Origin of the sequence: Pseudonocardia sp. NPDC049154 (assembly GCF_040648315.1) — a bacterium.
Classification (GTDB): domain Bacteria; phylum Actinomycetota; class Actinomycetes; order Mycobacteriales; family Pseudonocardiaceae; genus Pseudonocardia.
On the sequence record NZ_JBEZDN010000046.1, the window covers coordinates 23967 to 47620 of the forward strand.

Sequence of the window (23654 nt, forward strand, 5' to 3'; positions counted from 1 at the left end):
GGACCGCGGCGCGGGCGGGACGATCGGCGTTCCGGAGTCGCACCGGGGAACGATCGGCGCGCGGTCAGGCTCAGCTGAAGCGGGAGACCCGGCGCTGGAGCGGGATGACCGGGGCGAGGGCGGTGCGCTGGAGCGGCAGGCTGATCTCCCGCGCGGCACCCCGGAGGGTCAGCGTGCCCCGGGCCTGTTCGGGGGCCTCGGCGGGCTCGGCGTCCGCCGGGCCGCCCTGGGCCGGCACCTCCACGCGAGCCGGGGCACCCCCGCTCTCCTCGGGCGCCGCGACCGGCTCGACCGGAGCGGTACCGACGGACGCCGCGACCGGGGCCGCGGCGGGCAGCGTGCCCACCGCCCCGCCGGGGAGCCGCCGCTTCCGCGGGCCGACCAGGTCGACCAGGAGCGGCGCGCCGGCGACCAGCAGCAGCACGGCGATCGCGGCGGCGGCACCGAGCGCGGTCAGCGTGTCGGCGAGGGGTCCGGCGGAGAAGCTCATGCCTACGAATCTCCGCCCCGACCCTGGGCGTTACATCACTCGGCCCTGAGAATTCATGAAGAACGCTCCGGCATTCGGCCTAGTGCACGACACGCCGTCGCGACACGCCCACCAGCACCGCCGCACCCACGCCGAGCTGCAGCGCGAACCCGACCGTCTGGGCCACGGCGTCGACGGTCGGGAAGCCGTGCAGGTGCAGGCTGTGGAACACCGCGTGCGGCACGGTCGCGGTGAGGAACGCCAGCAGCACGACGACCGTGAGCCGCCGCTCCGGCCGCAGGGCCGCCCCGGCCAGGGCGACGGTCAGGGCCAGGCTCAGCGCCCCGACGTCGCGCACCAGGTGCTCGTTGTACGGCGGGAGCATCGCCACCCAGGGGTGCCCCGGCGCCGGGAAGCCCGTGTAGAACCCCGCGGGCACGAGCAGCGCCCACGCCCCCACGACCACCTCGGTGAACGCGAGGAACCAGAGCCCGGCGCGCACCGCCGGACCGCCGACCGCGGGGACCCGGATCTCGCTCACCCCGCTCACCGCGCTCACCGCGCTCACCGTGCCACCCCCGCACCCTGCAGGTACTGCGCGAAGGTGATCCGCCCGTCGGCGTGCTCCGGCACCAGGTTCGCCCCGTCCCGCACCGCAGCCGCGAGCCGGCCGGGCACGGGAACGGTCACGACCCGGCGACGCAGGCCGCGGGCCTCGAGCCAGGCCCGGGCGAGGTCGTCGAACGCCCACACCTCCGGCCCGCCGAGGTCCGCGACCCGGCCGGCCGGTTCGCCCGTCGCGAGCGCGCAGAGCCGGTCGGCGACGTCCCGCACGTCGACCGGCTGGAACGCCACCCCGCGCGGCACCGGCAGCACCCCCGGCACCCGGCCGAGCACGCCCAGCATCGCCGCGACGAGGTCGTGGAACTGCGTGGCCCGCAGGATCGTGTGGGGCAGGCCCGACTCGACGAGCAGCCGCTCCACCGCGAGCTTCTCCCGGTAGTAGCCGAGCGGGATGCGGTCGATCCCGACGATCGAGATGAAGACGAGGTGCGGCGCCCCGTTCCGCTGCGCGGCCTCGACCAGCCGCGCCGAGGTCTCGCCGTCCTTGCGCCCGGTCGCGCAGTGCACCACCACGTCGCAGCCGCGGACCGCGGCGTCGATCCCCTCGCCCGTCGCGAGGTCGCCCACCACGTGCCCCTCACCGGGCCTGCGGCTGAGCACCCGCGTCGGCCGCCCGGCCGCCCGCAGCCGCTCCACCAGAACCCTGCCGAGGGTGCCCGTACCCCCGGTCACCAGCGTGTCCGCCATGTCGGACTCCTTCCGTCAGGAGGAGTGACCGGGCAGCGGCTCGAAACGTGACAGCTGCCCGGCGAGGAAGGCGAGCTTGTCGGGGTTGAGCACGAACCGCAGCCCCGTGACCTGGGCGCCGGTCCGCTCGACCGCCAGCACGGACGTGAGCTCGCCGTCGCGGAGGGCGAGCAGCGCGGGTTCCCCGTTGACCTCGGCGACCCGCCCGACCAGCCCGGTCGTGAACCTCGCGAACACCCCCGCCAGGAACCGCGCGACCTCCGCCCGGCCGCGCACCGGCCGTCGGGCGGCGCTGACCCGCCCCCCGCCGTCCGACCAGGCGGCCACGTCGGCCGCGAGCAGGGTCTCCAGCTCGGCGATCTCGCCCTCGCGGGCCGCCGCGAGGAACCGCTCGACGAGTGCGCCCCACGCCGCCGGGTCGGCCTCGGGCGGCTCCGCGGGCGCCTCGGCGAGGTGCCGGCGGGCACGGGTGTGCAGCTGGCGGGAGTGCGCCTCGGAGACGTCGAGGATCGCGGCGACCTCCGCGTGCGTGTGCCCGAAGGCCTCCCGCAGGACGTACACCGCCCGCTCGAGCGGGGACAGCCGCTCCAGCGTGACCAGCAGCGCGAGCGACACCGACTCCCGCTGCGCCGCGGTCTCCGCCGGCCCGACGGCCGGGTCGGTCGTGAGGATCGGCTCCGGCAGCCAGGGCCCGACGTAGGTCTCGCGACGGGCCCGCGCCGAGGTCAGCCGGGTCAGGCAGAGGCGGGTCAGCGCCGTGGTCAACCATGCGCCGGGGCTCGCGACGGCGGTGTGGTCGGCGCCCGACCAGCGCAGCCAGGCGTCCTGGACCGCGTCCTCGGCGTCCTGCGCGGAGCCGAGCAGGCGGTAGGCGAGCCCGAACAGCCGCGGGCGGTGGTCCTCGAAGTCCGCCACCGGATCCGTCGCCGTGCTCATGTCGAGAAGACTGCCATCGCTCCGACCGATGACCGAGCGGGCCGGGAACGGTCCTCTCCCGGAGCCGAGAGGAGCGGGCATGCCCGACGTGCAGGAGATCGTGGCGGACAAGGCGGCCGAGCTGGTGCGGTCCGGCGGCGAGCGCGGGCTGCAGGTGGCCGCGTACGTCGACGGGCGGCCGGTGATCGACGTGGCCGCGGGCGTCGCGGACCCCGCGACCGGCCGCGCGGTCGAGCCCGGGACGCTGTTCTACAACTGGTCGGTCGGCAAAGGCGCCACCGCCACGCTGGTCCACCGCCTGGTCGACGCCGGCGTCCTCGGCTACGACACGCGGGTCGCCGAGGTGTGGCCGGAGTTCGCGGCCCGCGGCAAGGACGGGATCACCGTGCGCCAGGCGCTCGACCACAGCGCCGGCGTTCCCGGGCTGCCCGCCGGCGTGACCGTCGACGACGTCTGCGACTGGTCCCGCATGGTCGCCGCGCTGGAGGAGGCGGAGCCGTGGTGGGAGCCGGGCACCGCCGTCGGCTACCACGCCTACACCTTCGGCTTCCTGAACGGCGAGATCGCCCGGCGGGCGAGCGGCCGCGAGCTGTCCGACCTGCTCACGGACCTCACGGACGTCCTCGGGTTCCCCGGCGAGATCCGGTTCGGCACGTCGGACCCGTCCGGGCTGGCCGTGCTCGAGGACGCACCGATGCCGGAGACGGGCGGCTTCACCCTGCCCGAGGAGATGCTGCGGGCCGTGCCGATGGCGCTGTTCCCCACCGCGGCGCTCGGCTCCGACCCGCGGGTGCTCGCCGCCGACATCCCGGCCGGGGCGAAGGTGTCCGCGCGGGCGCTCGCCCGGATGTACGCGGGCTGGCTCGACGGCACCGTGGTCTCCCGCGACCGGGCCCCGGCGGCGTACACCGAGTCGTCGTCGGGGACGGACCGGGTCTACGGCAACCCGAGCCGGTGGGGCCTGGGCTTCGGCCTGGGCCTGCCGTGGGAGCAGGAGGGCGCGCCGCGGGTGTTCGGCATGGCGGGCGCGGGCGGCAGCTGGGCCGGCGCCGACCCGGACCGCGGCGTCGCCATGGCCGTCACGCGGAACGTGATGAGCATGGACTTCGAGACCGTCCGGGTACTGGTCACCGCGGTGCTCGACGCGGTCCGATAGGAGGGTGGACTTCGAGGAGCTGCGGCCGCACCTCCTGCGCGTCGGGTACCGGATCACGGGGAGCCTGGCCGATGCCGAGGACGCCGTGCAGGAGGCCTGGCTGCGCTGGTCCGCCCACGAGGCGGAGGTGCGAGACCCGCGGGCCTGGCTGACGACCGTCGTCGGCCGGATCTGCCTGGACCGGCTGACCTCGGCGGCGGCCCGGCGGGAGACGTACGTCGGGCCGTGGCTGCCCGAGCCGCTGGTGACCGCGCCCGACGACGAGGGCCCGCTCGCCGCCGTCGTCCGCGGGGAGGACGTGCGGCTGGCCGCCCTGCTGCTCCTCGAGCGGCTGACCCCGGCCCAGCGGGTCGCGCTGGTCCTGCACGACGCGCTGGGCGAGGCCCACGCGGAGATCGCCGGGGTGCTGGGCTGCAGTGAGGCGGCCGCGCGGCAGCATGCCGCACGGGCCCGGCGGATCGTGGCCGCGGAGGGGCCCCTCCCACCCCGGGTGCCGGCCGCGGCCGAGGAGAAGGTGCTCGCCGCGTTCGCCGACGCCCTCGCCCGCGCGGACCGCCAGGCGCTGCTCGGCGTGCTGCACCCGGACGTCGTGCTCACCAGCGACGGCGGCGGCGCGGTGCCGACGGCGCTGCGGCCGGTCGCGGGTGCGGACAAGCTGATCCGGCTGCTGGCCGGGCTGCGGGACCGCTACGGCGCCGACCTCGACCCGGCCGGCTGGATCCCGGTGCGGGTGAACGGCGAGCCCGGCTTCGCCACCCCGGCCACGCCGGGGGTGACGGCGTCGGCGACGGCGGTCACCGTCGTCCTCGACGAGACCGGGGAGCCGAGGATCGCGGCGGCCCTCCAGGTCATGAACCCGGCCAAGCTGCGCGTGTGGTGGTGACACGTGTGATGGTGACGCAGCCGTCACGGCGTGTCACCACGGCACCCCGGCCGCGGGACGGCAGGATCGTCCGGTGCACGGCGCCCGGATCCTCACCGCAGTCCTTCTCGTCCTCCTGACGGCGTCCGGGTGTGCCACCCTCGCCGACCGGTACACGCCGTGGGCCGCTCCCGCGGCGGCGCCCACCGGCTCCGCCGCGGACACCCTGGAGGCGCTCCCCGTGAAGGGCCGGGCACCGAAGACCGGCTACGCCCGCGACGAGTTCGGCCCCAGCTGGTCCGACGTCGACCGCAACGGCTGCGACCAGCGCAACGACGTCCTCGCCCGGGACATGACCGGCGAGACCTTCAAGCCCGGCACGCACGACTGCGTGGTGCTCACCGGCACCCTCGCCGACCCGTACACCGCGACGACCATCGCGTTCACGCGCGGCCAGGGCACGAGCGAGGCGGTGCAGATCGACCACGTCGTCGCCCTGTCCGACGCCTGGCAGAAGGGCGCCCAGCAGCTCGACGCCGACACCCGCAAGCGCCTCGGCAACGACCCGCTCAACCTCCTCGCCGTCGACGGACCGACCAACAACCGCAAGGGCGACGGCGACGCCGCGACCTGGCTGCCGCCCAACCGCGCCTACCGCTGCGACTACGTGGCCCGGCAGGTGGCGGTGAAGGCGAAGTACGGGCTGTGGGTCACCCAGGCCGAGCACGACGCCATCTCCGGCATCCTCGCCGGATGCCCCGGTCAGCCGATCCCGGTGGACGACACCGTGCCCGGCACGGTTCACTCCTCCGGGGCGTAAGGCCCGGCCCCCGGAGCGCGATGAACCGGGGGACGGGGTTTCGCGGCAATCGGGGGGAACGATGGCCGGGCAGTGGGACGGGCACGGGGACGGGCACCCGGTGCCGCGACAGCGCGGACCGGTGGGTGCACCGCCCGGATCCCCCGTGCCCGCCGGGGTACCGGGCCGGCACGCGGCCGCCGGGCCCGCCCGGCACGCCGCGCCGCAGGTCCCCGCCCCCCGCGACCCCTCCGCCGGCCACCGGTTCGGTCCCTCCGCCCCGCCTCCCGGGTACGGGGTGCCGGGGTACGGGCCGCAGCCCTACACCCCGCCGCTCCCGCCCGCGCCGGCCTCCCGTGTGCCGCGCTGGGTGCTCCCGGCCGCGCTGGTCGCCGTGATCCTCGGCGCCGGGGCCGCGATCGGCGGCATCTCCGTGGCCGCCCTCGCCGCGGGCACCGGCGAGACGTCGACGGTGGCCGCCGGCACCGGTGACCGCGCCTTCCTGGCCGCCGTGTCGACCCGGCCCGCGTTGGCCGAGGTCCCGCCGGACACCCTGATCGAGCTGGGCCACGGCGCCTGCTCGTCCCTCGAGGGCGGGGCGAGCCGGGGCGACCTGGTGTCCGCGGCCGTGTCGGCCGGCTTCGGCACCCGGGACGCCCAGGTGCTGGTCGACGCCGCCCGCACGAGCTACTGCCCCGGCGCCTGAGCCACCCGCGGGCCGCCGAGCCGCACGCGGCACGCCGCGTCGAACCCCTGGTCGACGATGCCCAGGGCGTGGTTCCCCCGCGCCCGCTGGTTCTCGACGGCGATCGCCTGGGTCAGCTCGAGCAGCCCAGCCCGGCCGAACTCCCGCTCCAGCTCCGCGACCTGCGCGTCGGTGACGGTCGGCGGGGTGGCCGTCATCGCGTCGGCGTAGGCGACCGCGAGCCGCTCGGCGGGGCTGTAGAGCGGGTCGGTGGCGTAGTCGTCGATGCGGGCCAGACGGTCGACGTCGAGCCCGTCGAGCCGCTGCAGCATGGTGCCGAAGTCGACGCACCACGAGCAGCCGACGACCGTCGCCGTCCGGTACACCGCGAGCTCTCGCACCCGGGCGGGCAGCACCCGGGCGGCGCGCTCGTTGGCCAGCTCGGACACCAGCGCCGACCAGAACAGCCCGCGGTGGTGCCGGGCCACCGCGAACGGCTCCGGGACCGCGCCGAACCTCCTGCGCGCCAGGCGGTAGACCAGCCGGCCGAGCACACCGGCCTCGGCCTCGGGAACGGCGGGGATGCGTGCCATGTCGTCCTCCTCGGGTCGGGTACCGGGAGGACGACGGCGCCGCGACCTCCGTGACGCGCTGTGTCCCGGATCACGCCCCATCCCGTGAGCGGCAACTGCCCCTAGAGCAGCACTTCCCGCTCACGACCCCCGCTGACCAGGGCCAACGAGATCAGCCGCGGCACAATCGACGGTGCCAGGCGAGCGCGCCGGCGTCCGTCAGCACCGCGATCTGGTCGACGACGACCCGGAGCCGGGCGGTGTCGTCGCCGGCCGCGGCCCACTCCCCCGCCCGCACCGGGTCGAGGGTGCCGGGCGCGCCGGCCAGCAGCGCCTCCCCGAGCTCCTTGAGCAGCTCCCGCTGCCGCGCCTGCATCCGCAGCCGGTCCGGGTCGCTCATCACGTACCGCAGCGCGACGGCCTTGAGCAGCGCCACCTCCGCGGCCGCCTCGGCGGGCACGACGAGATCCGCGGTGTAGCGGAGCACCGGGCCGTCACCGTGGGCGTCGAGTGTGGCGTCCGTGGCCGCCCGCACGAACCGCCCGACGAGCTCGCTGGTGAGCCTCTTGAGCGCGGCGTGCGCGGCGGCCGGTGCGGTCGCGGTGTCGAAGCCCTTCACCGCGTCGACGACGGGCAGCCGGGCGAGCTCCGCGGCCGCGACCTCGCACGCCGCCGGGTCGGCCCCGAAGTGCGTGCTCGCCAGGAGTGCGAGCACGGCCCGCTCCTCGGGCGCGGCCAACGCGGCCAGGTCGATCCGGCCGGAGAGGATCCCGTCCTCGACGTCGTGCACGGAGTAGGCGACGTCGTCGGACCAGTCCATGACCTGGGCCTCGACGCAGCGCCGGGGCACGGAGACGGAGCCCGCGGAGTCGACCATCGGCTCGGAGACGGAGCCCGCGGAGTCGACCATCGGCTCGGAGACGGAGCCCGCGGAGTCGACCATCGGCACGGAGACGGAGCCCGCGGAGTCGACCATCGGCTCGGGCGCGCCCTCGCGGACCCAGTCGAACACCGCGCCGTCCTCGTCGTACGCGCCGAACTTCCGCTCCGCGCCGCGGCGCCGCCAGGGGTACTTGCAGCTGGCGTCGAGGGTCGCGCGGGTGAGGTTGAGGCCGCCGGGGTGCTCGCCGCTGTCGTCGACGAGGGCGACCTTGGGCTCGAGCCGGGTGAGGATCCGCAGCGTCTGGGCGTTGCCCTCGAACCCGCCGCAGGCTGCGCCGAACTCGTCGAGCGCGCGTTCGCCGTTGTGCCCGAAGGGCGGGTGCCCGATGTCGTGCGCGAGCCCGGCGGTGTCGACGACGTCCGGGTCGCAGCCGAGCTCCTCGGCGATCCCGCGGCCGATCTGCGCGACCTCCAGCGAGTGGGTCAGCCGGGTGCGCGGGATGCCGGTGATCTCGGCGGCTTCGCCCGGTCCCACGACCTGCGTCTTCCCCGCGAGCCGTCGCAGCGCCGCGGAGTGCAGCACCCGGGCGCGGTCGCGGGAGAAGGGCGAGCGCTTCTCCGGGCGGTGGTGCTCGCCGAGCCCGGACCCCTTGGGCGGCTCGGGGAGCAGGCGGGCGCGGTCGTGGTCGTCGTACCCCTCCCGGGCCGGCGCCGGGACCGTCGCGGTCATGGTCGGCGTCCTCAGCCCAGCCCGGTGTTCTCGGTCTCGGCCGAGGCGTGGGTGAGCTGGTAGTACAGCAGCGCGGCGGTCTCGCGGAGGATGTAGCGCGCCTGCGTCTCCCGCGTCTGCACGACGGGCCCGCTGCGGGTCGGCGACGTCCAGGCCTCCAGCCCCGAGTCGCGGGCCATGGTGCGGGCGCGCAGCGAGTGCCACGGGTCGCTGACGATCAGGGCGCTGCTCCAGCCGTCCCGGCTCGCCCGCGCCGCGACGGCCTTGAGGCTGCCCAGCGTGTCCGCGCCCTCGGCGACCGTGGTGATCGCGCCGGCCGGGACGCCGTTGCGCTCCAGGTACCGCGTGCCGGCCTCCGCCTCGGTGTACTCGTCCCCCGCGCGGTTGCCGCCGACGGTGACGATCCGCGGGGCGAGCCCCTCCTGGTACAGCGCGACCGCGTGCCGCAGCCGGGCGGCCAGGATCGGGCTCGGCTCGCCGTCGTACTGCGCCGCCCCGAGGACGACGACGGCGTCGACCGGCCGGTCGCCGTCCACCCGGGCGGTCTGCCAGACCCGGAACATGGTGCCGCCCAGGATGATCGCGGCGGTGAGCAGAGTGCCGACCACCAGCCGGGCGGCCCAGGTCAGCCCGGTGCGCGTGCGGGGCGTCGGTGTGGTGGGGGTGTCGTCCGCGTCCGGACGCTCCTGGCCGCGCACGTGCCGGAGCCGAACGGTCTCCGGCTCGCGGACACCTCGGCCGGCACCCCGGGCAGCACCGCGCCGGTGCCCGATCGGTGCGCTCACCCCCCGATCTTCCCCTCCGACGTGCCCAACGCGCGGGCGGCGCGCCCGGAGCGGGCCGCGATGACCTCGGCGACGATCGAGACGGCCGTCTCGGCCGGGGTGCGGGCGCCGAGGTCGAGCCCAACCGGGCCGTGGATCGCGGCCAGCTCCTCTTCGGAGACGCCGGCATGCAGCAGGCGCTCGCGGCGGGCGGCCTGGGTCCGGCGGGAGCCGAGCGCGCCGAGGAAGCCGCGGCCGCGGCGGATGCCGTCGACCAGCATCGCGTCGAAGCGCGGGGCGTGGTCGAGCAGCACGACGACGTCGGCCTCGGTGAAGGCGGACACCGCGGCCCGGGCCTCGTCGAGCTCGGTGACGGTGCGGCCCGCCCAGCCGAGCAGCGCGGCCTGCGCGAGCAGCGCCTCGCCGATCGCGCCCGAGCCCACGACCAGCACGGACGGGACGGGGACCCACAGGTCGAGCAGGATCTCGGTGTCGCCGACGGTGCGGCGGTCGGTCACGGTGGCGCCGCGGCGCAGCAGCTCCCGTGCGGCCGCCGTGACCTCGGCGTCGAGCCCCGGGGTGCCGTCCCCGAGGGTGCCGTGCACCTCCTCCAGGCCCGGGCCGGTGAGCACGAGCGCGGCCTCGCCGTCGATCGTCGAGACCAGCGCGGCCGGGCGCGCCTCCTGCAACGCGGCGCCGAGGGCATCGGCGAGGTCCGCGGGCAGCGGGTGGCCGAGCAGCGTCGCGCCGCCCGCGCACGCCAGCCCCGCCCGCAGCGCCGCACTCTCGGCGACGTGCGCGGTGCGGGTCTGCGGGAGCCCGGCCGCGGCGCCGGCGAGCGGGACGGCGGAGTCGTCGAGCGCACCGAGGTAGAGCAGGCCGGCGGTCTCGCCGTCCGCGGTGCCGGCCAGCAGCTGGCCGGACTCGACGGTGCCGAACCCGTGCCGGTCCAGGACCCGCACGACGCCGACCGTTCCGGTGCCGCCCGCGGCCCAGCGGCGCAGTGCGGCCCCCAGCTCGCGACGGGGATCGGTGGACGGGGCGGGAGCGGTCACGAGCGCCAGGGTAGCCACCACGGCCGCCCGCCGAGTGCCGCCCTCGGCACCGATCGGGCGTGTGGGGATGCGCTGCGGGAACCGGCACGGGATCATCGCCGTTGTCCGGGAAACGGACTTTCCTCCCACCGACTCGTCACGGAGCCATGGACCCTTCCTGCAGTACCGGCACCGTCCCCCACGGACGGACGCTCCGCTCCCCCGCCGGAGCGATCGCATGACGACGATCCTCGGCATCCTCCTCGGCGTGCTGGTCGTCGTGGGCATCACCGCCCTGACCGGCTTCTTCGTCGCCCAGGAGTTCGCGTACATGGCCGTCGACCGGTCGCGGCTCAAGGCCCGCGCGGCAGAGGGCGACGCGGGTGCCGAGCGCGCCCTCACGGTCACCCGGCGCACCTCCTTCATGCTCTCCGGCGCGCAGCTGGGCATCACCGTCACCGGTCTGCTGGTCGGTTACGTCGCCGAGCCGCTGATCGGCGAGGGCATCGGCGAGCTGCTCGGCGGCGCCGGCTGGGCCGTCGCGCTCGGCACCGTCGTCGCCCTGCTGCTCTCGACCGTCGTGCAGATGGTGTTCGGCGAGCTGTTCCCGAAGAACCTCGCGATCGCCCGGCCCGAGCCCGTCGCCCGCCGGCTGGCCCTGCCCACCACGATGTACCTGACCGCCTTCGGCTGGATCGTGCGGGTCTTCGACGCCGCGTCGAACCTGCTGCTCAAGGCCCTGCGCATCGAGCCGGTGCACGACGTCGAGCACGCGGCCACGCCGCGCGACCTCGAGGCGATCATCGACGAGTCCCGCGACAGCGGCGACCTGCGCCCCGACCTGTCGACGATGCTCGACCGCGTTCTCGACTTCACCGACCGGCCCGCGCGGGCGGCGATGATCCCGCGGCCGCGCGTCACGTCGGTGCAGGCCAACCTGCTGGTGCCCGAGCTCGCCGAGGCCATGGCGGCGGGGCACTCCCGCTACCCGGTGCTCGACGAGACCGGCGAGGAGGTCGTCGGCGTCGTCTGCCTGCGCGACCTGCTCGCGCTCGAGGGGCGCGACACCTCGGCCCTGCGGGTCGCGGAGGTCATGCGTCCGGCCGTCGTGGTCCCGGCGTCCCTTCCGCTGCCCGCGGTCGTCGCCGCACTGCGCGAGGCGGGCGACGAGTTCGCCTGCGTCGTCGACGAGTACGGCGGCCTGGCCGGCGTGATCACGCTGGAGGACATCGCCGAGGAGCTCGTCGGCGAGATCACGGACGAGCACGACCCGGCGCTCGCCGACCGGCCGGTCGACGCGCCGGACGGCTGGGTCGTCCCCGGCACCATGCACGTCGACGAGGTCGAGCGGCTGATCGACGCCGACCTGCCCGAGGGCGACTACCAGACCGTCGGCGGCCTGGTGATCGCCGAGCTGCAGCGGCTGCCCGAGCCCGGCGACGTCGTCAGCGTGCGGCTGCCGCGCGGTGCGGACTCCGACGAGCCCGAGCGGGACGTGCGGATCGAGGTCCGCGAGGTCGCGCGCCGGGTGCCCGAGCAGGTCCGGGTGCGGGTCGTCGAGTCCGCCCCGGTGGAGGTGGAGCGATGAGCGCCGTGTCGATCATCGTGTCGATCGCGCTGGTGGCGCTGTCGGCGTTCTTCGTCGCCGTCGAGTTCGCGCTGGTCGCGGCGCGGCGGTACCGGCTGGAGGAGCAGGCGGGGCACAGCGCGTCCGCCCGCGCCGCGCTCCGCAGCGCGAAGGACATCTCGCTGCTCCTGGCCGGCTCCCAGCTCGGCATCACCCTCTGCACGCTCGGCCTCGGCGCCGTCGCCAAGCCGGCCGTCGACGAGGCGCTCGAGCCCGTGTTCCTCGGGTGGGGGCTGCCTGCGGGCGCCGCGGGGATCGTGTCGTTCGTGCTGTCGCTGGTCGTCGTGACCTTCGTGCACCTCGTCGTCGGCGAGATGGCGCCGAAGTCCTGGGCGATCTCGCACCCCGAGCGGTCGGCCACGCTGCTGGCGCTGCCGATGCGGGCGTTCATGGTCGTCACCCGGCCGCTCCTGGTGGCGCTCAACGGGATGGCGAACTGGTGCCTGCACCGGGTCGGCGTCGCGCCCGTCGACGAGATGGCCTCCGGCCGGAACGCCGACGACCTCCGCCAGCTCGTCGACCACTCCGCCCGGGCCGGAGCGCTCGACGAGGAGCGGCGGGACCAGCTCGTCACCACCCTCGAGCTCGACCGGGCGCCGGTGCGCTCGCTGGTCCACCCCGACCCTGCGGGTGTGAGCTGCTCGGACACCGTGGCCCGAATCCGCCAGGTGTCCCGGGAGAGCGGGCACCTGCGGCTCGTGGTCCGGGACGGCGACCGCGTGACCGGCTTCGTGCACGTCCGGGACACCCTGGGCAGGCCGGAGACGGTGCGGGCCCGCGACCTCGTCCGCGACGTCCTCACCTTCCCCGCCGACACCCCGGTCCACCAGGCGCTGTCGACCATGCGGGAGAAGCGGGGGCAGCTGGCGCTGGTCACCGAGAACGGGACGCTCCTCGGCATCGTCACCATGCAGGACGTCGTCGACCGCCTCCTCCCCGCCTGATCCTGCGGCCGCGCTCGGGTCGCGCCGGACCGTGATCGCCAGCTGGGACCGTTGTTGGCCGCTGGTGGCCGTCCACGGTCCGCCTCGGTGATCACGCCCCGAGGGACGACTCCCCTCCGCCGTGATCGCCATACCGGACCGACCACGGCCGGAAACGGCCGTCATCGGGCCGGTCCGGTGATCACACTCGCCGGCTCAGCAGGCCCCGCCGTGATCGCCCACTGTGACCGCTCCCGGCCATCAGCGGCCGTGAACGGTCCGGTTCGCTGATCATCTCCCCAGCCCGCGGCTCCATCCTCCGTCATGATCGTCGTGCGGGACCGCTCGCTGCCGACTCCGGCCTGCAGCGGTCCCCTTCGGTGATCACGTCCACCGAGCGCGGACGCGTGCACACCTGCACACACCTGGTCCGATCCGGTCTGCCGACACCTCGTCGCGCGGCATCGTCGAGCGATGGATCTCGACGCCCTGCTGCGCAACCAGGCCGGAGTGCTGTCCCACGCACAGGCGGTGGCATGCGGGGTACCACCACGGACCGTGTCGCGCCGGGTCGCCGAGGGCCAGTGGGTGCGCGTCCTGCCCCGGGTGTACCGCGCGGCGAGCCACCGCTATGGCGACGAGGCGCGGATCCGGGCGGCCTGGCTCTGGCTGGGTGACGACGCCCTGGTCCCAGGACCGGCGGCGGCGTACTGGCACGGCATGCTCGACGCTGCACCTCGGACCGTCCAGGTCACGATCCCCCGCGGCGAGCATCGCGGTGCGCGGCCCGGCGTCACCGTCCGACGGCGCACGCTCGATACCGCGGACCGCGCCCGGGTCCGCGGCATCGGCGTCACGGCGCCGCCGCTCACGGTCCTCGAGATCGCGGTCGCGCTCGACGCCGGCTCCGCGTTCCTCGACCGCGCCCTCCAACGGCACGTCCGCTTCGCCGAGGTGCACCGTGCCTCCTCGCGCATGCTCGGCAGCCGCGGCTCCCGGTGGGCCGGCCGACTGCTGGCCGCCGCCGCCGACACGGCGGGATCGGACGCGGAACGTCTGATGGTCGCGCTGCTGCGCGGGGCCGGCATCCGCGGCTGGGTGCTCGGCCATCCGTTCGGGCCGTGGACGATCGATCTCGCGTTCGTCGGCGCGCGGGTCGCCGTCGAGTTCGACGGGTGGGCCTGGCACGTCGACCAGGTGCGGTTCGCCCACGACCGCCGCAAGGGCAACGCGCTGGTCGGCGCCGGCTGGACCCTGTTGCGCTTCACCTGGCACGACCTCACCGGGACACCGGCGCTCGTGGTCGGCCAGATCAGCAGGGCAGTGTCGACGGCGGCGTGACGCCGGAGATCACCGACTCGGACCGTTCTGCGCCGCACCAGGCCGTCGACAGTCCCGGACGACGATCAGTGAGTCGACGCGGCACGCCCGCAGGTCGTGATCGTCGGACGGGACCGGACACGGCCACATACGGCCGAGAACGGTCCCGCCCGACGATCACGTCGAGGGCTCCTGCGCGCGGAACCGACCCAAGAGGCCCGGGATCAGCAGCCCAGGAGGCGCTGGGCGAGGTAGGCCTCGACCTGGTCGAGCGGGATGCGCTCCTGCGCCATGGTGTCCCGCTCCCGGATGGTGACGGCCTCGTCCTGCAGGGTGTCGAAGTCGACCGTGATGCAGAACGGGGTGCCGATCTCGTCCTGGCGGCGGTAGCGGCGGCCGATGGCGCCGGCGTCGTCGAACTCGACGTTCCAGTTCTTCCGCAGCCGCGCGGCCAGGTCCCGTGCCTTGGGCGAGAGGTCGGCGTTGCGGGACAACGGCAGCACGGCGGCCTTGACCGGAGCGATCCGGCGGTCCAGGCGCAGCACCACGCGCTTGTCTGTGCCGCCCTTGGCGTTGGGCGCCTCCTCCTCGTGGTACGCGTCGATGAGGAAGGCCATCATCGAGCGCCCGACGCCGGCGGCCGGCTCGATGACGTACGGCCGGTACCGCTCCTTCGTGTTCTGGTCGTAGAAGGAGAGGTCGACGCCCGAGTGGTTCGAGTGCGTGGTGAGGTCGAAGTCCGTGCGGTTCGCGATGCCCTCGAGCTCGCCCCACTCCTGCCCGACGAACTCGAAGCGGTACTCGATGTCGACGGTGCGCTTCGAGTAGTGGGAGAGCTTCTCCTTGGGGTGCTCATAGTGCCGCAGGTTCTCCCGCGCGATGCCGAGGTCGACGTACCAGTTCGTGCGCTCGTCGATCCAGTACTGGTGGAGCTCCTCGTCCGTGCCCGGCTCGACGAAGTACTCCATCTCCATCTGCTCGAACTCGCGCGTGCGGAAGATGAAGTTGCCCGGCGTGATCTCGTTGCGGAAGCTCTTGCCGACCTGGCCGATGCCGAACGGCGGCTTCTTGCGCGAGGTCGTCTGCACGTTGAGGAAGTTCACGAAGATGCCCTGCGCGGTCTCCGGGCGCAGGTAGTGCAGGCCCTCCTCGGACTCCACCGGGCCGAGGTAGGTCTTGAGCATCATGTTGAAGTCGCGCGGCTCGGTGTACTGGCCGCGCGTGCCGCAGTTGGGGCACGGGACGTCGGACAGGTCCTCCTCCGACGCCTCCTTGCCGGTGCGCTCGGTGTACTCCTCGGCCAGCTGGTCGGCGCGGAAGCGCTTGTGGCAGTGCTGGCACTCGACGAGCGGGTCGGTGAACACGCCGACGTGCCCGGAGGCGACCCACACCTGGCGCGGCAGGATCACCGACGAGTCGAGGCCCACGACGTCCTCGCGGCCGGTGACCATCGACTTCCACCACTGCCGCTTGATGTTCTCCTTGAGCTCCACGCCGAGGGGCCCGTAGTCCCAGGCCGACCGGGTACCGCCGTAGATCTCACCCGACGCGAAGACGAATCCGCGGCGCTTGGCGAGCGCGACGATGGTCTCGATCTTGGCGGAACTGGGCTTGCTGGCCACGGAGGATCTCCCGGGAACGGTCTGGGGCGACCCCGCCGGATGCGGGGGCGGAATCTCCAGGGTATCGACCGGCGCGAACGGGTTCGGCTAGTCCCCCGCCCGCAGCGACGCCCGCCGCTCGACGGCGCCGCCGGCGGCCCCGAGCAGCGTCTCGTACGTGGCGGGCGAGTCGGCCGACGCCTCGGACAGCAAGGGCACGACGTGTTCGCGGACCGGGAAGGGCGACAGGGCCCGGCGGTAGGCGTCGACCCCGGTGAAACGCACGGTGAGCACCCAGTGCTCCGGGTCGTCGACGGCCCGGCCGGCCTCCCCGCCCAGGCAGCCGGGTTGCGCGGTGAGCAGCTCCAGGGCGTGCGCGAGCCGCTCGGCGAACGCGGCGGGATCGGCGGGTGTGAAGCGGCACACGAGCAGCACGCGGCGGACCCTACCGACCGCCTTCCCGCCTTGTTGAAAACGCCTATCATGGCCGATGCGGCCCGGCGAGGCTCACGACGCGACCGAGGGTGCGGCCGCCGCCCCCGGGGACTGGACGGTCATGTCGATCACGCACGAGCACGAGGGCACGCTCTGCCCCGCCGCCGAGCCCGCCCCCGTCCACCCGCCGCGCACCCTCGCCGCCGCGGGCGACCTGCTCCGCGCCCTCGCCGCGCCGGTCCGGATCGCGATCGTGCTGCAGCTGCTCGACTCCCCGCGCTGCGTGCACGACCTGGTCGACGCCCTCGGCGTCACCCAGCCCCTGATCAGCCAGCACCTGCGGGTGCTCAAGTCCGCCGGGGTGGTCGAGGGCGAGCGCAAGGGCCGCGAGGTGCTGTACTCACTGGTCGACGACCATCTCGCGCACATCGTCGTCGACGCGGTGGCGCACGTTCAGGAGGACGCATGACCGCTGGGGGCACCCGGGTACTGCGCGCGACGAAGCAGCGCGCCGCCGTCTCCGCCCTGCTCGACCGGCTCCCGGACTTCCGCTCGGCCCAGGAGATCCACGAGGAGCTCCGCCGCTCCGGCGAGGGCATCGGCCTGACGACCGTGTACCGGACCCTGCAGACGATGGCCGACGGCGGCGAGGTCGACGTCCTGCGCAACGCCGGCGGCGAGGCCGTCTACCGCCGCTGCGCCTCCGACGAGCACCACCACCACCTGGTGTGCCGGCGCTGCGGGGCGGCGGAGGAGATCGACGCCCCCGCCGTCGAGGAGTGGACGCAGCGCGTCGCCCGGGAGCACGGCTTCACCGAGATCTCGCACACCGTGGAGATCTTCGGGGTGTGCCGGTCCTGCGCCTGACCTGCGCGAACGGCGCTCTCGCTCGCCAAAGTTGAGCGAGAGCGCCGTTCGTGCGACGGGGGTCAGGACTTCGGGGGCATCCGGATCGCGCCGTCGAGCCGGATCGTCTCGCCGTTCATGTAGTCGTTGGTGAGCACCTCGACCGCCATGGAGGCGTACTCCTCGGCCTTCCCCAGCCGGTTCGGGTAGACCACGCTCTGGCCGAGCGCGGCCTTGAAGGCCTCGGCCTTCTCACCCTCGCCGTAGATCGGGGTGTCGATCAGGCCGGGGGCGATGGTGTTGACGCGGATGCCGTGCCGGGCCAGGTCGCGGGCCATCGGCAGGGTCAAGCCGACCACGCCGCCCTTCGACGCCGAGTACGGGGTCTGGCCGATCTGGCCGTCGAACGCCGCCGCGGAGGCCGTGTTGAGGATCGCGCCGCGCGAGGTGCCGTCCTCGAGCGGGTCGGTCTTGGCCATCGCCGACGCCGCGAGCCGGGCGCAGTTGTAGGTGCCGGTCAGGTTCACCCGCACCACGAACTCGAAGGTCTCGAGCGGGACCGGCTCGAGATCGCGGCCGATGATCCGGGCGGCGCGGCCGAGGCCGGCGCTGTTGACCAGGATCCTCAGCGGGCCGAGCTCGGACGCCGCCTCGACGGCCGCCTTGACCTGCGCCTCGTCGGCGACGTCCGCCTTGGCGAACACGCCCCCGATCTCGGCGGCGACCTTCTCGCCCCTGTCCTCCTGCAGGTCGAGCACGACGACCTTGGCCCCGCGCTGGGCCAGCAGCCGCGCGGTCGCCTCCCCGAGACCGGACGCGCCGCCGGTGACGATGGCCGAGGCTCCCGTGATGTCCATCAACGCTCTCCTCTCCGCGGCGGCGTCGGTGCCGCCGTGATGCACGTGCATTGTCTGCCCACTCTGCTGTGCCGGGGCCGTGCTGTCGACCACATCCGCGGCCCGGGCGGAGTGGCCGGCGTCTCATATCGAGATCCATCCTCCGTCCGCACGGCATTACCGTGCGCGACACGCGACGAAGCGGGAGGCGTGCCATGACCGACGGCGTACCCGAAGGCGGGACACCGGACGCACCGAGCACGGTGCGGAAGCTGGACACGCCGGAGTCCGGGGAGCTGGCCCAGCTCTCCGCGGTGTTCGAGGACCTGCAGTACGTGCTGCGCTGCTGTGAGCACCTGGTCGCGGCGCTCGCCGTGCCCCGGCCCGATCCGGTGCTGGTCGAGGCGCTGTGGACCGGCGCCCTCGTCGGGTACGTGCGCTGCTTCTCCGGGCGCACCAAGATCCTCACCGACGCGGACGTCGAGGCCCTCGAGCTCGACGACGAGATGGTGAAGTTCCACAGGACCTTCCCGACCCTGCGGGACCACTACGCCTCGCGGCACGTCAACCCGCGCGAGGCCTTCACGATCGGCATCGCGCAGGCCAACGACGGGCACCCGACCGGTGTCGCCGTGGTCTCCGCGCCGCGGCCCCCGGTCGACGACACCACGGTCCGGCTGCTCGGCCGGATCTCCTACGGCCTGTCCGGGCTGGTCGACGGCCGGATGCAGGAGGCCCAGGCGCGCGTCCTCGAGAACGCCCGGCAGATGAGCGCGGCCCAGCTCGCCGAACTGCCGCTCGTGCACCTGTCCGAGTCCCCCGTCGGCTGACCCCGTGAGTGGCGATGGTCGCTATAGCGACTATCGCCACTCACGAGGGTCAGGAGCCGACGAGCTCGGTGCGCATGGCCGAGGCGTTGCCCACGACCAGCATCAGCAGGGTCCCCATCGGACCCTCGCCGAGGCCGGCGGCGGGGAAGGCGTAGCGGAGCGTGACGTCCCAGCCGTTCTCGCCGCGCACGACCCGCGGCGTGCCGAACAGCCCCTCGCCCACGCCGAGGGCGACACGGGTGGGGACGTCCGTGGCCGGGTCCGCGGACACCGGCAGGTCCCAGGCGACGACGCAGGTCAGGTTGAGGACGGGCAGCCCCTCCTCCAGCTCGGTGCCCTGCACCACGCACAGCACGCCGCCGTGGGCGAAGGTGAGCGCGCCGTCCTCGCCGACCTCGACGTCGTGGTAGCGCTCCAGCGCCCTGCGGGCGATCTCCAGGCTCACGAGGGCCCCGCCTTGTCTGCGTGATCGATCGCCCCGCCGAACCGGCGGTCCCGCCTCGCGTAGATCTCGATCGCCTCCCAGATGTGCCGGCGGTCGAAGTCGGGGAAGAGCGTGTCGAGGAAGACCATCTCGGCGTAGGCGCTCTGCCACAACAGGAAGTTCGACGTCCGCTGCTCGCCGCTCGACCGCACGAACAGGTCGACGTCGGGCATGTCCGGCTCGTCGAGGTACCTCGCGATCGTCCGCTCGTCGATCTTGTCCGGCCGGATCCGGCCCTCGGCCACCTGCTGCGCGATCTGCTTCACCGCGTCGGCGATCTCCGCCCGGCCGCCGTAGTTCACGCACATGGTCAACGTCAGCACGTCGTTGTGCCTCGTCTTCTCCTCCGCGACCTCGAGCTCCTTGATCACCGACCGCCACAGCCGCGGCCGCCGCCCGGCCCACCGGACCCGCACGCCCATGCCGTGCATCTCGTCCACCCGGCGGCGGATGACGTCCCGGTTGAAGCCCATGAGGAACCGCACCTCGTCCGGGCTGCGCTTCCAGTTCTCGGTCGAGAAGGCGTAGGCGGACAACCACTTCACGCCGATGTCGATGCAGCCCCGCGCGACGTCCATGAGCGAGGCCTCACCCCGGCGGTGCCCCTCGATCCGGGGCAGGCCGCGGGCGTTGGCCCAGCGGCCGTTGCCGTCCATGACGAGGGCGACGTGGTTCGGGACCAGCTCCGGCGGGATCGCCGGCGGCCGGGCTCCCGACGGGTGCGGCGGCGGGGGCTGGAAGGGCCCAGGAGTCGGCACGGCCACGGAGCCTACGTCCGCCGTCCCTGGACGCCGGGCCCCGGTCTGGAGTAGGCACTGCACATGGGGGCCTGGTTCACGGAGACGATCGTCACGACCGGGCGCCTGCCCTTGTTCTGCTTCCTCTGCGCGTTCCTCGTCGCGTTCCTGTTCATCCGGTTCAGCGTGCGGATGATCCGCGCCCAGGTGTCGTGGTGGCCCGGCAACGTCACGCCGGGCGGGCTGCACATCCACCACGTGATGTTCGGGATGGTCATGATGCTGGTCGCGGGCTTCGGCCTGATCGCGCTGGCCGAGGTGAGCACGCCCGTCCCGAACGTGATCCTGGCGAGCCTGTTCGGGATCGGCTCGGCGCTGGTGCTCGACGAGTTCGCGCTGATCCTGCACCTGTCCGACGTCTACTGGAGCACGCAGGGCCGCAGCTCGATCGACGCCGTGTTCGTCGCCGTCACGATCACCGGGCTGTTCCTGTGCGGGCTGCACCCGCTGGGGTTCAACGACGACTTCACGGCCCTGAACTCCGGCGACGCCGTCGAGGTCGTGCTGACGTTCGTCTTCTTCGCGCTGCAGCTGCTCCTGGTGGTGATCACGCTGGCCAAGGGCAAGCTGTGGACCGGCCTGCTCGGGCTGTTCCTCACCCCGCTGCTGCTGTTCACCGCGATCCGGCTGGCTCGGCCGGGATCGCCCTGGGCGCGCTGGCGGTACCTGTCGCGGCCGAAGAAGATGGAGCGCGCGGTGCGCCGCGAGAAGAAGTACCGGGTGCCGGTCGTCCGGGCCAAGATCGCGGTCCAGGAGGCGATCGCGGGCCGCTTCGACGCGGACCCGGAGCAGCGCCACGCCGTGACCGAGGCCGCGCACCGGGAGGCGGAGCGGGCGGCGATCGACGCCGCCGAGGCCGTCCGGCGCGCGGGCCCGATCGGGGCGCCGCGCACCCCAGTCCCGGCGGCGCCCCCACCCGAACGCGTCATGGAACCATGATGCGCAGAATCCGGCTCCCAGAACGCGTCACGGAACCATGATGCGTGTGGGCAGGGTTGTCAGCCGGCCACGCGCGGCAGGTTCCACCCCTGCCACACCGCGACCAGCCGCAGCACGATCGTGACGACGGCGCCGAGAGCCAGCACCAGCACTCGCGGCCCCCCGTAGCGCAGCCCCACCGCCGTGACGCCGGCACCGGCCAGCGCGGCCACCGCGTAGACGTCCGAGCGCAGGACCAACGGCACCCCACCCAGCAGGACGTCCCTGATCACGCCGCCGCCGACCCCGGACACCGTCCCGAGCAGCGCCGCCAGCAGCGGCGACATCCGGTGGTCAATGGCCTTCGCGGCGCCGACCACGGCGAACAACGCGAGCGCGGCCGCGTCGAGCGGGATGAGGACGTCGCGCGGGACGTCCCGCACACTGGTGTACAGCAGCACCACCACCGCCCCGCCGGCGAACGCCGTGACCGGGTAGGCGACCTCGCAGAACGCCGCGGGCGGCGCGTCGCCGAGCAGCAGGTCCCGGATGATGCCGCCACCCAGTGCCGTCACGAAGGCGATGACGAGGACACCGAAGACGTCGAGCCCCGCCGCGGCCGCGACCAGCCCGCCCTGCAGCGCGAACAGCCCCGTCCCGGCCAGGTCGACCGTGCGGAGCAGGTGGGCGGGACGGAGGCGGGCGCGGGGGCGGCGCGGGCGCGTCGGCATGGGTGGACTCGGACGGGTTCAGGCGATCGGGGTGGCCCCCGGCGCGGCGGCGGCGGTGGGGTCGCCGCGGCGCTCGACGAAGGGCAGGGAGCGGAGCTGGCGCTCGAGGTGCCACTGCAGGTGCGCGGCGACCAGGCCGGAGGTGTCGCGGCGGGTGGGGGCCTCGGCGGCGTCGGCGATCTCCCAGTCGCCGTGCAGCAGGGCGTCGAGCAGGCCGAACACGGCGGCACCGGGGAGAACCGAGCCGGGCGGGCGGCACACCTCGCACACCGCGCCGCCGCCCGCGACGCTGAACGCCCGGTGCGGTCCCGGCGAGGCGCACTTGGCGCACTCGGTGATCGCCGGCGCCCAGCCGGCGTGGCTCATGGCGCGGAGCAGGAAGGCGTCGAGGATCAGCGAGGCGTCGCGCTCGCGCCCGGCGAGCGCCCGGATCGCCCCCACGAGCAGCAGATAGACGCGCAGGGTCTCGCCGCTGTGCCCGCTGCCCTCCTCGGACACGAGCCGGTCGGCCGTCTCGAGCATCGCGCAGCCCGCGGTGTAGCGGGAGTAGTCGGAGACGACGCCGGTGCCGAAGGCGTCGAGCGTCTGGCACTGGGTGATGACATCGAGGCTGCGGCCGGTGTAGCACTGCACGTCGACGTGGTTGAACGGCTCGAGCCGCGCGCCCCACCGCGAACGGGTGCGGCGCACGCCCTTCGCGACCGCCCGGATCTTGCCGTAGCGCCGGGTCAGCAGGGTGACGATCCGGTCCGCCTCGCCCAGCTTCTGCACGCGCAGCACCACACCGGTGTCGCGGTACAGGGTGCTCACCGGGGAAGCCTACGACCTCCGCCGCGAAGCCACGCCGCGACCGGCCGGTTGACCAGCCTCCGCCGCACGAGGATCGTGGACGTCCCCGGTGGGCGGTCCGGGCGAGCGGCGCGGCCCGCCGCGGCCGGACGAAGGGGACCCCATGACCGTCATCGTCATCACCAGCCTGCACGGCGTGACCGCCGACGGGCTCCGGGAGACCAACCGCAGCCACGACGCCACGATGCAGCGGATCGTCGAGGACGCCCGGTCCAAGGGGTGCCGGCACCACGTGTTCGCCGAGGCGGAGGACGGCAGCGTCGTGGTGTTCGACGAGTGGACCAGCCGCGAGGACTTCGAGGCGTTCTTCGGCGGGCAACGGGAGATCCCGGACGTCATGCGCGCCGCCGGCGCCACCGCGACACCGACCGCCGCCAGCTACCGGGTCATCGAGACCACCGACAGCTACTGAGCCGGCGGCTGCGGCCGGAAGGGCTGCTCGACGTCCGGCCCCTTCTGCAGCACGAGCGCCGTCGACGGCGGCACCTCGTGCCAGAGGCCGGGCAGGTCGGTCAGCGGCTCGGAGACGACCGCCCGGGAATCCTCGGAGAAGTGCTGCCAGCGCTCGTCCGCGGGGTAGAGCCGGCGCAGCGCGTCGACCTCGCTGCTCACGTACAGCGTGTTGACGACCGGGCCGCTGGCGTACCGGACGGCGTAGAGCCGCTCGCCGTCGGCGACCCCGACCGTCATCTGCAGCGGGTGTTCGGAGCCGGCGGCGCGGCCGGCGGCCTCGACGTAGCCGGCCATGCGCTCGAGCGCGGGCAGCGGCTCGTCCTCCAGCCCGAACGTGAGCGCGAGGTGGAAGAGGACCTCCGAGTCCGTGCTGCCCTGGACGTTGCCGAAGAGATCGGGCCGGACGGCGAAGAGCAGGTCCCGGCGCAGCTCGGCCCACCGGTCGACGAAGCCGTTGTGGACGAAGATCCAGTTGCGGTACCGGAAGGGATGGCAGTTCGTCTGCTGCACGGGCGTGCCGGTGGCCGCGCGGACGTGCGCGAGGAACAACCCGGACTGCACGACGCCCGCGATCTCGCGCAGGTTCCGGTCGCCCCAGGCCGGCGACTCACTGCGGTACAGCGCGGCGTCCGGTCCCTTCCCGTACCAGCCCAGCCCGAAGCCGTCACCGTTCGCGATGGCGCTGTCCGGGGCCGCCCGCCTGCTCTGCTCGATGAGCGAGTGGCGGGTGTCGTAGATCAGTTCCTTCGGCTCGATGGGGTTGCCGAAGTAACCCAGCCACCGGCACATCGGCGCCTCCCTGGT

At 74.2% G+C, this 23654-nt stretch carries 28 protein-coding genes; 12 read left to right on the top strand and 16 right to left on the bottom strand.

Annotation, left to right across the window (positions count from 1 at the left end; translation table 11 throughout):
- Positions 1 to 70: 70 nt before the first annotated feature.
- From AB0B41_RS21710 to AB0B41_RS21725, 4 genes are all read right to left on the bottom strand, one after another.
- Positions 71 to 490, bottom strand: coding sequence for a hypothetical protein (locus AB0B41_RS21710; RefSeq protein ID WP_358206009.1), 420 nt, complete (start codon positions 488 to 490; stop codon positions 71 to 73).
- A gap of 79 nt (positions 491 to 569) precedes the next feature.
- Complete coding sequence (locus tag AB0B41_RS21715; RefSeq protein ID WP_358206011.1) at positions 570 to 1037, bottom strand: hypothetical protein; 468 nt, start codon at positions 1035 to 1037, stop codon at positions 570 to 572.
- The gene (locus AB0B41_RS21720; protein WP_358206013.1) at positions 1034 to 1780 is read right to left on the bottom strand and encodes an NAD(P)H-binding protein; all 747 of its coding nucleotides are present in this window, start codon (positions 1778 to 1780) and stop codon (positions 1034 to 1036) included. The genes AB0B41_RS21715 and AB0B41_RS21720 overlap by 4 nt, the downstream gene beginning before the upstream one ends.
- Before the next feature lie 15 nt (positions 1781 to 1795).
- Positions 1796 to 2716, bottom strand: a complete 921-nt coding sequence (locus tag AB0B41_RS21725; protein WP_358206015.1) for an RNA polymerase sigma-70 factor — start codon at positions 2714 to 2716, stop codon at positions 1796 to 1798.
- A 79-nt stretch (positions 2717 to 2795) separates the two neighbouring features.
- Between AB0B41_RS21725 and AB0B41_RS21730 the strand changes: the two genes are divergently transcribed.
- The 4 genes from AB0B41_RS21730 to AB0B41_RS21745 all read left to right on the top strand — a co-directional run bounded on the left by AB0B41_RS21730 (position 2796) and on the right by AB0B41_RS21745 (position 6239).
- The gene (locus tag AB0B41_RS21730; RefSeq protein WP_358206017.1) at positions 2796 to 3872 is read left to right on the top strand and encodes a serine hydrolase domain-containing protein; all 1077 of its coding nucleotides are present in this window, start codon (positions 2796 to 2798) and stop codon (positions 3870 to 3872) included.
- Positions 3873 to 3876: 4 nt separating this feature from the next.
- Complete coding sequence (sigJ, locus tag AB0B41_RS21735; RefSeq protein ID WP_358206019.1) at positions 3877 to 4755, top strand: RNA polymerase sigma factor SigJ; 879 nt, start codon at positions 3877 to 3879, stop codon at positions 4753 to 4755.
- A gap of 73 nt (positions 4756 to 4828) precedes the next feature.
- On the top strand, positions 4829 to 5554 hold the full coding sequence (locus AB0B41_RS21740; protein ID WP_358206021.1) for an HNH endonuclease family protein: 726 nt from the start codon (positions 4829 to 4831) through the stop codon (positions 5552 to 5554).
- Positions 5555 to 5699: 145 nt separating this feature from the next.
- The gene (locus AB0B41_RS21745) at positions 5700 to 6239 is read left to right on the top strand and encodes a DUF732 domain-containing protein (RefSeq protein ID WP_358206023.1); all 540 of its coding nucleotides are present in this window, start codon (positions 5700 to 5702) and stop codon (positions 6237 to 6239) included.
- On the opposite strand, the gene AB0B41_RS21750 is transcribed toward AB0B41_RS21745, so the two are convergent.
- The 4 genes from AB0B41_RS21750 to AB0B41_RS21765 all read right to left on the bottom strand — a co-directional run bounded on the left by AB0B41_RS21750 (position 6221) and on the right by AB0B41_RS21765 (position 10221).
- Positions 6221 to 6811 (bottom strand): carboxymuconolactone decarboxylase family protein, encoded by a 591-nt coding sequence (locus AB0B41_RS21750; RefSeq protein ID WP_358206026.1) that lies wholly within the window; start codon positions 6809 to 6811, stop codon positions 6221 to 6223. The genes AB0B41_RS21745 and AB0B41_RS21750 overlap by 19 nt on opposite strands.
- A 151-nt stretch (positions 6812 to 6962) precedes the next feature.
- Positions 6963 to 8402, bottom strand: coding sequence for a deoxyguanosinetriphosphate triphosphohydrolase family protein (locus tag AB0B41_RS21755; RefSeq protein ID WP_358206028.1), 1440 nt, complete (start codon positions 8400 to 8402; stop codon positions 6963 to 6965).
- 11 nt (positions 8403 to 8413) lie between these two features.
- On the bottom strand, positions 8414 to 9031 hold the full coding sequence (locus AB0B41_RS21760; protein WP_358206086.1) for a YdcF family protein: 618 nt from the start codon (positions 9029 to 9031) through the stop codon (positions 8414 to 8416).
- Between the two features lie 152 nt (positions 9032 to 9183).
- Positions 9184 to 10221, bottom strand: coding sequence for an XdhC family protein (locus AB0B41_RS21765; protein ID WP_358206031.1), 1038 nt, complete (start codon positions 10219 to 10221; stop codon positions 9184 to 9186).
- A gap of 217 nt (positions 10222 to 10438) precedes the next feature.
- On the opposite strand from AB0B41_RS21765, the gene AB0B41_RS21770 reads away from it, so the two are divergent.
- From AB0B41_RS21770 to AB0B41_RS21780, 3 genes are all read left to right on the top strand, one after another.
- The gene (locus AB0B41_RS21770) at positions 10439 to 11788 is read left to right on the top strand and encodes a hemolysin family protein (protein WP_358206033.1); all 1350 of its coding nucleotides are present in this window, start codon (positions 10439 to 10441) and stop codon (positions 11786 to 11788) included.
- The gene (locus AB0B41_RS21775; protein WP_358206036.1) at positions 11785 to 12771 is read left to right on the top strand and encodes a hemolysin family protein; all 987 of its coding nucleotides are present in this window, start codon (positions 11785 to 11787) and stop codon (positions 12769 to 12771) included. The genes AB0B41_RS21770 and AB0B41_RS21775 overlap by 4 nt, the downstream gene beginning before the upstream one ends.
- 453 nt (positions 12772 to 13224) lie before the next feature.
- Positions 13225 to 14091: a type IV toxin-antitoxin system AbiEi family antitoxin domain-containing protein gene (locus AB0B41_RS21780; RefSeq protein WP_358206038.1), complete on the top strand. Its 867-nt coding sequence runs from the start codon at positions 13225 to 13227 to the stop codon at positions 14089 to 14091.
- 203 nt (positions 14092 to 14294) lie between these two features.
- On the opposite strand, the gene AB0B41_RS21785 is transcribed toward AB0B41_RS21780, so the two are convergent.
- Positions 14295 to 15692, bottom strand: coding sequence for a glycine--tRNA ligase (locus AB0B41_RS21785; protein WP_358206040.1), 1398 nt, complete (start codon positions 15690 to 15692; stop codon positions 14295 to 14297).
- Between the two features lie 87 nt (positions 15693 to 15779).
- A complete protein-coding gene (locus AB0B41_RS21790; RefSeq protein WP_358206043.1) occupies positions 15780 to 16106 on the bottom strand; it encodes an antibiotic biosynthesis monooxygenase family protein in 327 nt (108 codons plus the stop codon).
- Positions 16107 to 16227: 121 nt separating this feature from the next.
- Here AB0B41_RS21790 and AB0B41_RS21795 point away from each other — a divergent pair, with 121 nt between their 5' ends.
- Complete coding sequence (locus tag AB0B41_RS21795) at positions 16228 to 16575, top strand: metalloregulator ArsR/SmtB family transcription factor (protein ID WP_358206088.1); 348 nt, start codon at positions 16228 to 16230, stop codon at positions 16573 to 16575.
- A complete protein-coding gene (locus AB0B41_RS21800) occupies positions 16572 to 16973 on the top strand; it encodes a Fur family transcriptional regulator (RefSeq protein ID WP_358206045.1) in 402 nt (133 codons plus the stop codon). The genes AB0B41_RS21795 and AB0B41_RS21800 overlap by 4 nt, the downstream gene beginning before the upstream one ends.
- A 62-nt stretch (positions 16974 to 17035) precedes the next feature.
- Here the strand turns inward: AB0B41_RS21800 and AB0B41_RS21805 are convergent, their stop codons facing one another.
- Complete coding sequence (locus tag AB0B41_RS21805; RefSeq protein ID WP_358206048.1) at positions 17036 to 17809, bottom strand: SDR family NAD(P)-dependent oxidoreductase; 774 nt, start codon at positions 17807 to 17809, stop codon at positions 17036 to 17038.
- A gap of 194 nt (positions 17810 to 18003) precedes the next feature.
- Between AB0B41_RS21805 and AB0B41_RS21810 the strand changes: the two genes are divergently transcribed.
- Positions 18004 to 18618 (top strand): hypothetical protein, encoded by a 615-nt coding sequence (locus tag AB0B41_RS21810; RefSeq protein WP_358206050.1) that lies wholly within the window; start codon positions 18004 to 18006, stop codon positions 18616 to 18618.
- A gap of 49 nt (positions 18619 to 18667) precedes the next feature.
- Here AB0B41_RS21810 and AB0B41_RS21815 read toward each other — a convergent pair whose 3' ends face one another.
- Positions 18668 to 19063: a hypothetical protein gene (locus tag AB0B41_RS21815; RefSeq protein ID WP_358206052.1), complete on the bottom strand. Its 396-nt coding sequence runs from the start codon at positions 19061 to 19063 to the stop codon at positions 18668 to 18670.
- The gene (locus AB0B41_RS21820) at positions 19060 to 19860 is read right to left on the bottom strand and encodes an isoprenyl transferase (RefSeq protein ID WP_358206055.1); all 801 of its coding nucleotides are present in this window, start codon (positions 19858 to 19860) and stop codon (positions 19060 to 19062) included. Before AB0B41_RS21820 ends, AB0B41_RS21815 begins: the two co-directional genes overlap by 4 nt.
- Before the next feature lie 63 nt (positions 19861 to 19923).
- Here AB0B41_RS21820 and AB0B41_RS21825 point away from each other — a divergent pair, with 63 nt between their 5' ends.
- A complete protein-coding gene (locus tag AB0B41_RS21825) occupies positions 19924 to 20838 on the top strand; it encodes a hypothetical protein (RefSeq protein ID WP_358206057.1) in 915 nt (304 codons plus the stop codon).
- A gap of 59 nt (positions 20839 to 20897) precedes the next feature.
- Here AB0B41_RS21825 and AB0B41_RS21830 read toward each other — a convergent pair whose 3' ends face one another.
- Both AB0B41_RS21830 and recO read right to left on the bottom strand, forming a co-directional pair.
- Positions 20898 to 21548, bottom strand: a complete 651-nt coding sequence (locus AB0B41_RS21830) for a TRIC cation channel family protein (protein ID WP_358206060.1) — start codon at positions 21546 to 21548, stop codon at positions 20898 to 20900.
- An 18-nt stretch (positions 21549 to 21566) separates the two neighbouring features.
- Positions 21567 to 22358 carry a DNA repair protein RecO gene (gene recO / locus AB0B41_RS21835; RefSeq protein WP_358206063.1) on the bottom strand — a complete coding sequence of 264 codons (792 nt, stop codon included), beginning with the start codon at positions 22356 to 22358 and terminating at the stop codon, positions 21567 to 21569.
- A 142-nt stretch (positions 22359 to 22500) separates the two neighbouring features.
- Here recO and AB0B41_RS21840 point away from each other — a divergent pair, with 142 nt between their 5' ends.
- On the top strand, positions 22501 to 22809 hold the full coding sequence (locus AB0B41_RS21840) for a hypothetical protein (protein WP_358206065.1): 309 nt from the start codon (positions 22501 to 22503) through the stop codon (positions 22807 to 22809).
- Here AB0B41_RS21840 and AB0B41_RS21845 read toward each other — a convergent pair.
- Positions 22803 to 23639 (bottom strand): class II glutamine amidotransferase, encoded by an 837-nt coding sequence (locus tag AB0B41_RS21845; RefSeq protein WP_358206067.1) that lies wholly within the window; start codon positions 23637 to 23639, stop codon positions 22803 to 22805. The genes AB0B41_RS21840 and AB0B41_RS21845 overlap by 7 nt on opposite strands.
- Positions 23640 to 23654 lie beyond the last annotated feature (15 nt).

What these genes read in the sequence shown, in the direction of transcription:
- AB0B41_RS21755 (WP_358206028.1), bottom strand. Translation starts at nt 8,402, where the DNA reads ATGACCGCGACGGTCCCGGCGCCGGCCCGGGAGGGGTACGACGACCAC.
- AB0B41_RS21775 (WP_358206036.1), top strand. Translation starts at nt 11,785, where the DNA reads ATGAGCGCCGTGTCGATCATCGTGTCGATCGCGCTGGTGGCGCTGTCG.
- AB0B41_RS21840 (WP_358206065.1), top strand. Translation starts at nt 22,501, where the DNA reads ATGACCGTCATCGTCATCACCAGCCTGCACGGCGTGACCGCCGACGGG.
- AB0B41_RS21830 (WP_358206060.1), bottom strand. Translation starts at nt 21,548, where the DNA reads ATGCCGACGCGCCCGCGCCGCCCCCGCGCCCGCCTCCGTCCCGCCCAC.
- AB0B41_RS21780 (WP_358206038.1), top strand. Translation starts at nt 13,225, where the DNA reads ATGGATCTCGACGCCCTGCTGCGCAACCAGGCCGGAGTGCTGTCCCAC.
- AB0B41_RS21805 (WP_358206048.1), bottom strand. Translation starts at nt 17,809, where the DNA reads ATGGACATCACGGGAGCCTCGGCCATCGTCACCGGCGGCGCGTCCGGT.
- AB0B41_RS21750 (WP_358206026.1), bottom strand. Translation starts at nt 6,811, where the DNA reads ATGGCACGCATCCCCGCCGTTCCCGAGGCCGAGGCCGGTGTGCTCGGC.
- AB0B41_RS21725 (WP_358206015.1), bottom strand. Translation starts at nt 2,716, where the DNA reads ATGAGCACGGCGACGGATCCGGTGGCGGACTTCGAGGACCACCGCCCG.
- AB0B41_RS21730 (WP_358206017.1), top strand. Translation starts at nt 2,796, where the DNA reads ATGCCCGACGTGCAGGAGATCGTGGCGGACAAGGCGGCCGAGCTGGTG.
- AB0B41_RS21810 (WP_358206050.1), top strand. Translation starts at nt 18,004, where the DNA reads ATGACCGACGGCGTACCCGAAGGCGGGACACCGGACGCACCGAGCACG.
- AB0B41_RS21710 (WP_358206009.1), bottom strand. Translation starts at nt 490, where the DNA reads ATGAGCTTCTCCGCCGGACCCCTCGCCGACACGCTGACCGCGCTCGGT.
- AB0B41_RS21845 (WP_358206067.1), bottom strand. Translation starts at nt 23,639, where the DNA reads ATGTGCCGGTGGCTGGGTTACTTCGGCAACCCCATCGAGCCGAAGGAA.
- AB0B41_RS21800 (WP_358206045.1), top strand. Translation starts at nt 16,572, where the DNA reads ATGACCGCTGGGGGCACCCGGGTACTGCGCGCGACGAAGCAGCGCGCC.
- AB0B41_RS21795 (WP_358206088.1), top strand. Translation starts at nt 16,228, where the DNA reads ATGTCGATCACGCACGAGCACGAGGGCACGCTCTGCCCCGCCGCCGAG.
- AB0B41_RS21720 (WP_358206013.1), bottom strand. Translation starts at nt 1,780, where the DNA reads ATGGCGGACACGCTGGTGACCGGGGGTACGGGCACCCTCGGCAGGGTT.
- AB0B41_RS21825 (WP_358206057.1), top strand. Translation starts at nt 19,924, where the DNA reads ATGGGGGCCTGGTTCACGGAGACGATCGTCACGACCGGGCGCCTGCCC.
- AB0B41_RS21770 (WP_358206033.1), top strand. Translation starts at nt 10,439, where the DNA reads ATGACGACGATCCTCGGCATCCTCCTCGGCGTGCTGGTCGTCGTGGGC.